We start from the raw sequence: 11902 nt of genomic DNA on the forward strand, positions 1-11902 counted from the left end.
TTCAGTCATTTACGCTTAACGGATTCGCTTATATACTCGTGGGTCTGCTATCAGCAAACAGACGGACTTCATGTATCAACCTGTCGCACTCTTCATAGGCTTACGCTACATGCGTGGGCGCGCCGCGGACCGTTTCGGTCGCTTTGTCTCCTGGCTTTCGACTATTGGCATTACGCTTGGCGTGATGGCACTGGTGACGGTGCTTTCCGTCATGAACGGCTTTGAGCGCGAGCTGCAAAACAACATCCTGGGGCTGATGCCGCAGGCCATTCTCTCTTCTACCAGCGGTTCCGTTAACCCGCAACAACTGCCGGAAAGTGCGGCGAAGTTACAGGGTGTCACGCGCGTTGCGCCGGTGACAACGGGCGATGTCGTTCTGCAAAGCGCCCGCAGCGTGGCGGTGGGCGTCATGCTGGGGATTGACCCGACGCAAAAAGATCCGCTCACGCCGTATCTGGTCAACGTGAAGCAAAGCGATCTGGAAGCGGGCAAATACAACGTGATCCTCGGCGAGCAGCTTGCCGGGCAGCTTGGGGTCAACCGTGGCGACCAGCTGCGCGTGATGGTGCCGTCTGCCAGCCAGTTTACGCCGATGGGACGTTTGCCCAGCCAGCGTCTGTTCACCGTGATTGGCACGTTTGCCGCCAACAGCGAAGTTGACGGCTACCAGATGCTCATGAATATCCAGGATGCTTCGCGACTGATGCGTTATCCGGTGGGCAATATTACCGGCTGGCGTCTGTGGCTCGACGCACCGCTGAAGGTCGATACCCTCAGCCAGCAAACCTTGCCGGAAGGCACAAAATGGCAGGACTGGCGCGAGCGTAAAGGCGAACTGTTCCAGGCCGTGCGTATGGAAAAAAATATGATGGGCCTGCTGCTAAGCCTGATCGTCGCGGTCGCGGCATTTAACATCATCACCTCGCTTGGTCTGATGGTAATGGAAAAGCAGGGCGAAGTTGCCATCCTGCAAACCCAGGGGCTGACGCCGCGCCAGATTATGGCCGTCTTTATGGTGCAGGGGGCCAGCGCCGGGATCATTGGCGCGTTACTCGGGGCGGTTCTCGGGGCGCTGCTGGCCAGTCAGTTGAATAACTTAATGCCGATCATCGGCGCGCTGCTTGATGGCGCGGCGCTGCCGGTTGCTATCGAACCGCTGCAGGTGGTCGGTATTGCGCTGGCCGCGATGGCCATTGCGCTGCTTTCTACGCTCTATCCTTCCTGGCGCGCTGCCGCCACTCAACCCGCTGAGGCTTTACGTTATGAATAAGATCCTGTTGCAATGCGACAACCTGTCCAAACGCTATCAGGAAGGCTCTGTACAGACTGATGTGCTGCACAATGTGAGCTTCAGCGTGGGCGAAGGCGAGATGATGGCGATTGTCGGCAGCTCCGGTTCCGGCAAAAGTACCTTATTACACCTGCTGGGCGGGCTGGATACGCCGACCAGTGGCGACGTAATTTTCTCAGGCCAGCCGATGAGCAAAATGTCTTCTGCGGCAAAAGCGGAGCTGCGTAACCGTGAGCTGGGCTTTATCTACCAGTTCCACCACCTGTTGCCGGATTTCACGGCACTGGAAAACGTGGCGATGCCTTTGCTGATTGGTAAAAAGAAACCGGCAGAAATTAATGCCCGTGCCAGCGACATGCTGAAAGCCGTAGGCCTGGGGCATCGCGGTGACCACCGTCCGTCTGAGCTGTCCGGTGGCGAGCGTCAGCGTGTAGCAATTGCCCGTGCGCTGGTGAACAACCCGCGTCTGGTGCTGGCGGATGAACCAACCGGCAACCTGGATGCGCGCAATGCTGACAGTATTTTCCAGCTTCTGGGTGAGCTGAATGCCTCACAGGGGACGGCGTTTCTGGTGGTGACCCACGATTTGCAGCTGGCAAAACGGATGGGACGCCAGCTTGAGATGCGTGACGGTCATCTGAACGCTGAACTGACTCTGATGGGAGCGGAGTAATGGCCTCACCGTTATCGTTACTCATCGGGCTACGCTTCAGCCGCGGGCGTCGTCGCGGCGGGATGGTCTCCCTTATCTCGGTGATCTCCACCATCGGTATTGCGCTCGGCGTGGCGGTGTTGATCGTAGGGTTAAGCGCCATGAATGGTTTTGAGCGTGAGTTGAATAACCGTATTTTGGCCGTTGTGCCGCACGGCGAAATCGAACCGGTTAATCAGCCGTGGAACAACTGGAGTGATGCCCTCAGCAAAGTGGAAAACGTGCCGGGTATTGCCGCCGCTGCACCTTACATTAACTTCACAGGGCTGGTGGAAAGCGGTGTTAACCTGCGCGCCATCCAGGTGAAAGGGGTGAACCCGGCGCAGGAGGCGCGTCTGAGCGCGCTGCCGAAGTATGTGCAGAACGGCGCGTGGGCAAACTTTAAGGCCGGTGAGCAACAGATCATCATGGGCAAAGGTGTGGCCGACGCGCTGAAAGTGAAGCAGGGCGACTGGGTGTCGATCATGATCCCAAACGCCAGCGCTGACCATAAATTACAGCAGCCTAAGCGCGTGCGTCTGCACGTCACCGGGATCCTGCAACTGAGCGGTCAACTCGATCACAGCTTTGCAATGGTACCGCTGGAAGACGCACGTCAGTATCTGGACATGGGCGACAGCGTGACGGGCATCGCCATTAAGGTTAACGACGTCTTCAATGCCAATAAACTGGTGCGTGATGCGGGCAGCGTGACCAATAACTATGTCTACATCAAAAGCTGGATCGGCACTTACGGGTATATGTATCGTGATATCCAGATGATCCGCGCCATCATGTATCTGGCGATGGTGCTGGTGATTGGTGTAGCGTGCTTTAATATCGTCTCGACGCTGGTTATGGCGGTCAAAGACAAGAGTGGCGACATCGCGGTTCTGCGTACCCTTGGGGCAAAGGACGGTCTTATTCGCGCCATCTTTGTCTGGTATGGTCTGCTGGCGGGGCTGTTCGGTAGCCTGTGCGGGGTGGTGATTGGCGTCGTGGTGTCGTTACAGCTCACGCCAATCATCAACGGAATTGAGAAGCTGATCGGCCACCAGTTCCTGTCGGGTGATATCTATTTTATTGACTTCCTGCCGTCTGAATTGCACTGGCTGGACGTTATTTATGTGCTGGTTACAGCACTTTTACTGAGTCTGCTGGCAAGCTGGTATCCGGCGCGTCGCGCAAGCCGAATTGATCCGGCGAGGGTATTAAGTGGCCAGTAATTACGTCATGATCTAGCGGCTTACGGGCCGCCAGGTTAAAAGAGGAATGCGTTATGTATTACGGATTTGATATTGGCGGCACCAAAATTGCGCTCGGCGCGTTTGATAACGATCTCAAACTGCAGTGGGAAACCCGCGTTCCCACGCCGCGCGAAAGCTACGATGAATTTTTAACCGCCATTGCCGCGCTGGTGGCGCAAGCGGATGAACGCTTTGGCGTGAAAGGCAGCGTCGGCATCGGTATTCCAGGCATGCCTGAAACCGACGACGGCACGCTGTATGCCGCCAACGTCCCTGCTGCCAGCGGCAAACCGCTGCGCGCCGATCTCTCTGCTCTCCTTGAACGCGACGTGCGTTTAGATAACGATGCCAACTGCTTTGCGCTCTCTGAAGCCTGGGATGATGAATTCCGTCACTATCCGCTGGTGATGGGGTTGATCCTTGGCACCGGCGTTGGCGGGGGAATTGTGATTAATGGCAAACCGATCACCGGGCGCAGCTATATCACGGGAGAGTTTGGTCATATCCGTTTACCGGTAGATGCGCTTGAGATCGTGGGACGCGATTTCCCGCTTACCCGCTGCGGCTGTGGTCAGCATGGCTGTATTGAGAACTACCTGTCAGGTCGTGGGTTTGCATGGCTTTACGAACACTTCTATCATCAGAAACTCGAAGCCCCTCAAATCATTACCCTGTGGGAGCAAGGCGATGCGCAGGCGCGAGAGCACGTTGAACGTTATCTCGATCTGCTGGCGGTGTGTCTGGGGAATATCCTCACCATCGTCGATCCGGATCTGCTGGTGATTGGGGGCGGGTTATCAAACTTTACCGCGATAACGGAGCACCTGTCCGGGCGTCTGCCCCGACATTTATTGCCAGTCGCCCGCGTGCCGCGTATTGAACGTGCGCGACACGGGGACGCAGGAGGCATGCGCGGAGCCGCATTCCTTCATCTCACCGACTAGTTTACGAGGTTACTATGCTGTCGCGTCGCCAGGGTCGACTCAGCCGTTTTCGCAAAAATAAACGCCGCTTACGTGAGCGCTTGCGCCAGCGGATCTTTTTCAGAGACAGAATGATGCCAGAAGCGATGGATAAACCCAGAGTGGTGGTGCTGACCGGGGCGGGGATCTCTGCCGAGTCCGGTATTCGAACCTTCCGTGCTGCGGACGGGTTGTGGGAAGAGCACCGTGTGGAGGATGTGGCAACACCAGAAGGCTTCGCCCGTGACCCGGATCTTGTGCAGGCATTTTACAATGCCCGCCGTCGTCAGCTTCAGCAGCCAGAAATAGCGCCTAATCTGGCGCACCTGGCGCTGGCGAAGCTGGAGGAAGCGCTGGGTGACCGTTTTCTGCTGGTTACGCAGAATATCGATAACCTGCACGAGCGAGCCGGCAACAAAAACATCATCCACATGCACGGCGAACTACTGAAGGTGCGCTGTGCCTGGAGCGGCCAGGTGCTGGACTGGAAAGAGGACGTGCTGCCTGAGGATAAATGTCACTGCTGCCAGTTCCCTTCGCGTCTGCGTCCGCATGTGGTCTGGTTTGGTGAAATGCCGCTGGGGATGGATGAGATTTACAGCGCGCTGGCCATGGCGGATGTGTTTATCGCCATCGGTACCTCAGGGCATGTCTATCCGGCGGCGGGGTTTGTTCACGAAGCGCGTCTGCACGGTGCGCATACCGTAGAGCTGAACCTCGAACCAAGCCAGGTGGGAAGCGAGTTTGAAGAGAAGCACTATGGGCTGGCAAGCGAGGTCGTACCCGAGTTCGTCGACAAGCTGCTCAAAGGTCTGTAATAGCGACAGTATGAAAAGGCACCCATTCAGTGGGTGCTTTTTTTTATAAACTCGTCCGCTGAAATTACCATTAATGATGTTTACTAAACCAGAATATAAGCCCTGTTAATTAGTGTGGATGCTATTATTTTGTGCATTCAATCAAAATAGTGCTTAATAATGCTCGTTATCGTGGTGTAGAAAGAGGATGCTAATAAATATAACGTCGATAAGGAGGATGGGATATGTACGGATTTATTGCGAGACAACCCATTTTTAACCCGGATATGAATACGGTAGCTTATGAACTGCTTTTCAGGGATGGGATGGCAAACCGTTTTCCGGATGTATCGGCAGAATATGCAACATCCAGAATGATATCCGACCATTTTTTATCTGTACCGTCTCAGCGTATCGCCGGGACACAGACCTTGTTTATCAACTTTCCATCCAGAATGGTCATCGACCGCAGCGGTGAAGCGCTGGACAAGGAGAGCGTGGTCATTGAGATCCTTGAAGATGCGGTTCCCGGCGAGGCGTTATTGCAGGCTGTGAAAGAGATGAATGCGCACGGATATCGCTTTGCGCTTGATGATTTTACCCTCGCGCCGGAATGGGACCGCTTTTTACCCTATATTTCTGTACTTAAATTTGATGTCAGAAATTATACCTTAGCGCAAATTCAGGATTACCTGCGTACACGTAAAAGCCTGACCCACCATATAAAGTATCTCGCTGAAAAAGTTGAGACTAAAGAGGAATTCAAACGCTATCGTGATGCCGGTTTTTCGCTTTTTCAGGGTTACTTTTTCTGTCGCCCTGAAGTGATTAAATATAAGCGCTTATCACAAAATCAACTGGCGATTTTCCGCCTGCAGATGGAAGTAGGGCGGAATAAACCTGATTTTCGGATCATCGAGTCGTTAATAAAAACCGATCTCACCTTGTCCTATAAAATCATGCGTTATATGAAACACACGGCGTTTAAACACGTCGGTGCATGCAATTTTAGCAAGTTAACGCTCAGCGAAGTCCTCAGGTATCTGGGGGAAAATCAGCTGCGACGCTTTGTTGCGGTGGTGGTGCTGGCCAGTGCCGGCAACGACACCGTCGACGAGCTGTATCCTCTGAGCATGATGCGGGGCAAATTCTGTGAGCTGATTGCAGAGAAGATGCCTGCGCCGGGGCTGGCGGAAAACGCGTTTATGTGTGGCCTGTTCTCTCTGCTTGATACCTTGCTTGAATTGCCAATGGCGGAGTTGATGAAGCAAATTGCGGTGCCGCAGGCTGTCAGCCAGGCCCTGTGTCATCAGGAAGGCGTGTTAGCCGATATGGTGGCGCTGTGCCGCCACTATGAACAGCAGGAGTGGGAGGAGGCGGCCAGGATAGCGAACGGTCTTGGGCTGTCGGATGATGACGTTGTGGATGCCATGAGAACGGCGACGATCTGGGCGGGGGAAAATGCGGCGGGTTAAGGCCCCTCACGGCGTGGCGACGTGAGGAGCCAGACTGCGGCCCTTATCGGCCGGCTTTTAATTTCTGGTAATACTCTTCATACAGACGGCTCGCATCGCCGACATCGTTTTGCCATTCACCTTTGCTGATGGTGTCGGCATCCGGGTAGAGGGACTTATCATTCGCCACTTCAGGCTTCAGCAGCTTGCGGGCGGCCAGGTTTGGCGTCGGGTAGCCAATGGTCTCGGCAACCTGCTTCGCCACGTCCGGGCGCAGCAGGAAGTTAATGAGCTTCAGGGCACCGTCAACGTTTTTCGCATTCGCAGGAATAGCCAGGCTGTCCATCCAGAAGATACCGCCTTCTTTCGGCCAGACGACCTCCAGCGGCGTACCGGCCTGACGCGCAACCCATGCAGAGCCGTTCCACACCATGCCGAGATTCACTTCCCCTTCCATATACGGATTCGCCGGGTTATCGGAGTTGAACGCCGCCACGTTAGGCATCAGTTTTTTCAGCTCGTTATAGGCCGCTTCAATCTCTTTCGGGTCCGTTGTGTTGCCCGAGTAACCCAGCTTGCGCAGCGCCACCTGGAACACTTCACGGGCATCGTCGGTTAACAGCAGGCTGCCTTTGTATTCAGGCTTCCACAGGTCGGCCCACTGGGTGACGGTTTTAGGATCGATTGCTTCGCTGTTAACCCCGATGGCGGTCGCACCCCAGATGTACGGAATGGAGTAGTCGTTGTTCGGATCGAACGGTTTGTTGAGCATCTGCGGATCGAGGTTGTTGAAGTTGGTCAGCTTCGACTTGTCGATCTTCTGGATCATGCCCTCTTTACGCATCTTGTCGACGAAGTAGGTCGATGGCACCACCAGATCGTACGCGCCGTCCTTGTACGTTTTAAGCTTGGCGTACATGGTTTCATTGGACTCGTAGGTGGAGTAGATGACCTTAATGCCCGTCTCTTTGGTGAACTGCTCCAGCAGACCCGGCGGCACATACTCAGTCCAGTTATAGAAGTAGAGCGTTTTGCTGTCATCAGCGTGCGCGACGCCCATTCCGAGCACCAGTGCCGCAGCGGCAAGCATTTTTTTCATTTCATTGTCCCCTGAGATTTTGTTTTATCACGAGCAATAATCTGGCTGGCAATCACCAGTACCAGAGAGAACACTAACAGTATGGTCGCCAGCGCGTTCACCTCAGGCGAGACGCCGACTTTCACCATCGAATAGATTTTCAACGGCAGAATTTCATAGCTCGGCCCGGTCACGAAAGAGGAGACCACAACGTCATCCATCGACAGAGTGAAGCTGAGCAGCCACCCGGCCGCGACGGCGGGCATCGCCAGCGGCAGGATAATTTTGCGCAAGATGGTCATCTCGCTGGCGCCGAGATCTTTTGCGGCCTCCAGCATACGCACATCAAAGCCTTTCAGGCGTGCATAGACCGTCACCACCACAAATGGCAGGCAGAAGGTGATGTGGGAAAACAGCAGCGACCAGAAGCCGAGTTGGACACCCAGCAGCATAAACAGTACCAGCAGAGAAATCGCCATGACGATATCCGGTGACATCATCACCACAAACAGCATGCCGCTGACGAACGGTTTACCGCGAAAGCGGTAGCGATACAGTGCCACGGCGGTGAGAGAACCAATCAGCGTGGCGAACGTTGCTGAAAAAATCGCCATCGTTAATGAGTGCTGCGCGGCCTGGAGCAGGCTGTCGTTGTTCATCAGCAGGCTGTACCAGTTAGTGGTAAAGCCCTGCCAGTTGATCCCGAAGCGTGAACTGTTAAACGAGTTCACGATCAAAATGATAATCGGAATATACAGGTAAGCGTAAATGGCGGTCATAAAACCGCCGCGAAGCAGTCGACCGATCATTCGAGTTCCACCTTCTTATTCAGCAGCCGTGAAGCGCGCCAGTAAACCAGCAGCATCAGACCCATCACCACCGTCAGCGTAATGCTGGTGGCGGAGCCGAACGGCCAGTCGCGAATGTTAAGGAACTGGCTCTTAATCACGTTTCCGATCAGCAGGTTTTTCGCACCGCCCATCAGGTCAGAGACGTAGAACAAGCCCATCGCCGGAAGCATCACCAGCAGACAGCCCGCGATAATGCCGGGCATCGTCAGCGGAATGATAATGCGGATAAAGGTCTGCAGCTTATTCGCCCCCAGATCTTTGGCCGCTTCCAGCAGCGGTTTATCCAGCTTCTCAATGCTGGAGTAGAGCGGCATCACCATAAACGGCAGCAGGATATAGACCAGACCAATAATCACCGCACCCGGGGTAAACATAATGCGGATTGGCGTATCAATCACTCCCAGCCACAGCAGAAACTCGTTCAGATAGCCTTTGGTGCTGAGGAAAATTTTCAGCCCGTAGATGCGAATTAAGGAGTTGGTCCAGAACGGCACAATCAGTAAAAAGAGCAGCAGCGGGCGGATTTTTTGCGGCAGACGCGCCAGGAACCACGCGAAGGGATACCCCAGCACCAGGCAGGCAACGGTGGCGATCAGCGCCATGTTCAATGAGTGCAGCAGCACATCAAAGTAGAGCGGATCGAGCAAACGTGAGTAGTTATCCAGCGTAAAGACCAGCGCCACAAAGTGGGCATCGTCGCGGGTCAAAAAGCTGGTGGCGATGATCATCAGGTTGGGTAAAAAGACAAACAACACAAGCCAACCGACGATCGTGGCAATCACCACATTCTGGAATTTACTTGTGTTCTTCATCAGCCAGCACAACCTCCCAGCTTTCTACCCAGTTAATAACCATTTTCTGATCGAGCGAGTGATCAAAGTCCGGGTCGTCCTCGTTAAAGAACTCGCTGACCATCACCATCTTACCGTTTTCCAGTTCGACAACGGATTCCAGCGTCATCCCCTTGTAATTACGCTCGCGGATATAGCCGATCAATCCTTCGGCTTGCGCATTGCCGTGGATCTCCTCGACGCGCAGATCTTCCGGGCGTAACAACACGTTGAGCTTTTGTCCCTTCTCAACGGCAAAGTTAACGGTGATATTGCACTCGCGGCCTTCGACATTCGCCCGAACGCGCTGCTCATCCAGACGCTCGATAACCGTGGCGTTGAAGATATTGATCTCGCCAATGAAGCTCGCCACAAACAGGTTTTTCGGCTCTTCGTAGATTTCGCGCGGCGTGCCGTCCTGCTCGATTTTGCCATCACGCATCACCACGATACGGTCGGACATGGTGAGCGCTTCTTCCTGGTCATGCGTCACAAAGACGAAGGTGATGCCGAGCTTACGCTGCAGGGCCTTAAGCTCGTTCTGCATCTGCTTGCGCAGTTTGTAGTCCAGCGCGGAGAGGGACTCATCCAGCAGAAGCAGACGCGGTTTGTTAACCACCGCGCGGGCGATGGCCACACGTTGCTGTTGGCCACCAGACAGCTGATGCGGTTTGCGTTGAGCAAACTCCTCCAGCTGTACCATCCGTAGCGCCTCGGTCACGCGCGGCGGGATCTCACTGGCCGGTGTTTTTTGCATCCGAAGACCAAACGCAACGTTTTCAAACACGGTCATATGCGGGAACAAAGCATAGCTTTGAAAGACGGTGTTAACGTGACGATCTTCAGCGGGGACCTGGGTAATGTCCTGCTTTTCAAGGTGGATATGGCCGCTATCGACGCTTTCCAGCCCGGCGATAAGGCGCAGTACAGTTGTCTTGCCGCAGCCAGAAGGGCCAAGCAGCGTGAGGAATTCACCATCATTGATGGTCAGGTTGAGGTCGGAAATGACATCTTTACCATCAAAACTTTTACGAATTCGTTCCAGTTGCACCAGCGGTGAACGTGAACGGGATTGAGTATTCAATTTTTGCGCTGTCCCATATAGACGCTCCGGGCAGCAGACCGAAGCGGGGTTTGTGTGTAACCACCTTGGTGACTCGTAATGAGGGCGGACATTCTACGGCAAACCACTGTAATCGCCAATCCTTGTCACTGATTCATAAGCTACATTTACTGACGTACACGATATAAACGGAAAATATTCTCGTTTGCGGGATAAAAGTGACCTGACGCAATATTTGCGTTTTGATGCTTATTGATAATGTTGTCACAAAAAGTGAGGGTGACTGCATGGATAAATTACTTGAGCGTTTTTTACAGTACGTTTCGCTGGATACCCAATCTAAACCGGGTGTCCGCCAGGTGCCAAGCACCGAAGGCCAGTGGAAGTTATTAAACCTGCTCAAAGAGCAGCTTGAGGCCATGGGGCTGGTCAATGTCACCCTGAGCGAAAAAGGCACTGTGATGGGAACGCTGCCTGCCAACGTCCCCGGTGATATTCCGGCGATTGGCTTTATCTCCCATGTCGACACCTCTCCGGATTTTAGCGGTAAACATGTTAATCCGCAGATTGTGGAAAACTACCGTGGCGGTGACATTGCGCTGGGAATAGGTGACGAAGTGCTTTCGCCGGTGATGTTCCCGGTGTTGCATCAGCTGCTCGGGCAGACGCTGATCACCACGGATGGCAAAACGCTGCTGGGGGCGGATGACAAAGCGGGTATCGCGGAGATCATGACGGCACTGGCGGTGCTGAAAGGAAAAAATATTCCGCACGGTGATATCCGTGTGGCCTTTACGCCGGATGAAGAGGTGGGCAAGGGGGCGAAACATTTTGATGTCGAGGCCTTTAACGCGCAGTGGGCCTATACCGTGGACGGCGGTGGCGTGGGCGAACTGGAATTTGAAAACTTCAATGCCGCGTCCGTGACCATCAAAATTGTGGGTAATAATGTACATCCTGGCTCCGCCAAAGGTGTGATGGTGAATGCGCTGTCGCTGGCGTCCCGTATTCATGCGGAAGTCCCGGCGAATGAGAGCCCGGAGCAGACCGAAGGTTATGAAGGTTTTTATCACCTGACCAGCATCAAAGGCACGGTGGACAGCGCGCAGATGCACTACATCGTGCGTGACTTTGACCGTAAAGCGTTCGAAGCGCGCAAGCGTAAGATGATGGAAATCGCGAAGAAGGTGGGTAAGGGGCTGCATCCAGACTGCTATATTGAGCTGATTATTGAAGACAGCTACTACAATATGCGCGAGAAGGTCATGGAGCATCCGCATATCCTGGATATCGCCCAGCAGGCCATGCGCGACTGCGATATTGAACCGGTGCTGAAGCCGATTCGCGGCGGCACCGACGGTTCGCAACTGTCCTTCATGGGATTGCCGTGCCCGAATCTCTTTACCGGGGGATACAACTACCACGGTAAGCATGAGTTTGTGACGCTGGAAGGGATGGAAAAAGCGGTGAAGGTGATTGTGCGGATTGCGGAGTTAACCGCGAAGCGTTAGCCACATTAAGCCGGGTGGCGGCTTCGCCTTACCCGGCCTTGTATTATCCTCCCGTACAGAAAGAACCGGCCAGTTCTTTCTGTCAGGCAGTCCACATGCCGTACCCGGCCTTAGGCCACGAGCCTGT

General features: G+C 54.3%; 11 protein-coding genes. 7 read left to right on the forward strand and 4 right to left on the reverse strand.

Going from position 1 to position 11902, the window contains the following annotated elements; translation table 11 throughout:
- The first annotated feature begins 70 nt into the window (after nt 1–70).
- The 6 genes from lolC (at nt 71) to AC2FAK_RS14090 (ending at nt 6463) form a co-directional block, all read left to right on the forward strand.
- Entirely contained in the window at nt 71–1270 is a 1200-nt protein-coding gene (gene lolC / locus AC2FAK_RS14065; protein WP_095455652.1) for a lipoprotein-releasing ABC transporter permease subunit LolC, read from the forward strand.
- Nucleotides 1263–1964, forward strand: a complete 702-nt coding sequence (gene lolD / locus AC2FAK_RS14070) for a lipoprotein-releasing ABC transporter ATP-binding protein LolD (protein ID WP_013097097.1) — start codon at nt 1263–1265, stop codon at nt 1962–1964. Before lolC ends, lolD begins: the two co-directional genes overlap by 8 nt.
- A complete protein-coding gene (lolE, locus tag AC2FAK_RS14075; RefSeq protein ID WP_047024063.1) occupies nt 1964–3208 on the forward strand; it encodes a lipoprotein-releasing ABC transporter permease subunit LolE in 1245 nt (414 codons plus the stop codon). Before lolD ends, lolE begins: the two co-directional genes overlap by 1 nt.
- A 53-nt stretch (nt 3209–3261) precedes the next feature.
- Nucleotides 3262–4173, forward strand: a complete 912-nt coding sequence (nagK, locus tag AC2FAK_RS14080) for an N-acetylglucosamine kinase (protein WP_062856434.1) — start codon at nt 3262–3264, stop codon at nt 4171–4173.
- Nucleotides 4174–4187: 14 nt separating this feature from the next.
- Entirely contained in the window at nt 4188–5009 is an 822-nt protein-coding gene (gene cobB, locus AC2FAK_RS14085) for a Sir2 family NAD+-dependent deacetylase (RefSeq protein ID WP_095455653.1), read from the forward strand.
- A 224-nt stretch (nt 5010–5233) separates the two neighbouring features.
- Nucleotides 5234–6463: an EAL and HDOD domain-containing protein gene (locus AC2FAK_RS14090; RefSeq protein ID WP_045295791.1), complete on the forward strand. Its 1230-nt coding sequence runs from the start codon at nt 5234–5236 to the stop codon at nt 6461–6463.
- 43 nt (nt 6464–6506) lie between these two features.
- Here AC2FAK_RS14090 and potD read toward each other — a convergent pair whose 3' ends face one another.
- Genes potD through potA form a run of 4 tightly spaced genes read right to left on the reverse strand, consistent with a single transcriptional unit; the run spans nt 6507 to nt 10285 of the window.
- On the reverse strand, nt 6507–7541 hold the full coding sequence (gene potD, locus AC2FAK_RS14095) for a spermidine/putrescine ABC transporter substrate-binding protein PotD (protein ID WP_013097092.1): 1035 nt from the start codon (nt 7539–7541) through the stop codon (nt 6507–6509).
- Nucleotides 7538–8329, reverse strand: coding sequence for a spermidine/putrescine ABC transporter permease PotC (gene potC / locus AC2FAK_RS14100; protein WP_013097091.1), 792 nt, complete (start codon nt 8327–8329; stop codon nt 7538–7540). The genes potD and potC overlap by 4 nt, the downstream gene beginning before the upstream one ends.
- Complete coding sequence (gene potB / locus AC2FAK_RS14105) at nt 8326–9183, reverse strand: spermidine/putrescine ABC transporter permease PotB (RefSeq protein WP_013097090.1); 858 nt, start codon at nt 9181–9183, stop codon at nt 8326–8328. Before potB ends, potC begins: the two co-directional genes overlap by 4 nt.
- Nucleotides 9167–10285: a spermidine/putrescine ABC transporter ATP-binding protein PotA gene (gene potA / locus AC2FAK_RS14110; RefSeq protein WP_013097089.1), complete on the reverse strand. Its 1119-nt coding sequence runs from the start codon at nt 10283–10285 to the stop codon at nt 9167–9169. Before potA ends, potB begins: the two co-directional genes overlap by 17 nt.
- A 266-nt stretch (nt 10286–10551) precedes the next feature.
- Between potA and pepT the strand changes: the two genes are divergently transcribed.
- The gene (pepT, locus tag AC2FAK_RS14115; RefSeq protein WP_013097087.1) at nt 10552–11775 is read left to right on the forward strand and encodes a peptidase T; all 1224 of its coding nucleotides are present in this window, start codon (nt 10552–10554) and stop codon (nt 11773–11775) included.
- Nucleotides 11776–11902 lie beyond the last annotated feature (127 nt).

This window comes from Enterobacter cloacae complex sp. 394F7 (genome assembly GCF_057320385.1).

Coding starts and splice junctions, on each gene's coding strand:
- AC2FAK_RS14090 (WP_045295791.1), top strand. CDS start 5,234: ATGTACGGATTTATTGCGAGACAACCCATTTTTAACCCGGATATGAAT.
- pepT (WP_013097087.1), top strand. CDS start 10,552: ATGGATAAATTACTTGAGCGTTTTTTACAGTACGTTTCGCTGGATACC.
- potD (WP_013097092.1), bottom strand. CDS start 7,541: ATGAAAAAAATGCTTGCCGCTGCGGCACTGGTGCTCGGAATGGGCGTC.
- lolC (WP_095455652.1), top strand. CDS start 71: ATGTATCAACCTGTCGCACTCTTCATAGGCTTACGCTACATGCGTGGG.
- lolD (WP_013097097.1), top strand. CDS start 1,263: ATGAATAAGATCCTGTTGCAATGCGACAACCTGTCCAAACGCTATCAG.
- potB (WP_013097090.1), bottom strand. CDS start 9,183: ATGAAGAACACAAGTAAATTCCAGAATGTGGTGATTGCCACGATCGTC.
- cobB (WP_095455653.1), top strand. CDS start 4,188: ATGCTGTCGCGTCGCCAGGGTCGACTCAGCCGTTTTCGCAAAAATAAA.
- potC (WP_013097091.1), bottom strand. CDS start 8,329: ATGATCGGTCGACTGCTTCGCGGCGGTTTTATGACCGCCATTTACGCT.
- lolE (WP_047024063.1), top strand. CDS start 1,964: ATGGCCTCACCGTTATCGTTACTCATCGGGCTACGCTTCAGCCGCGGG.
- nagK (WP_062856434.1), top strand. CDS start 3,262: ATGTATTACGGATTTGATATTGGCGGCACCAAAATTGCGCTCGGCGCG.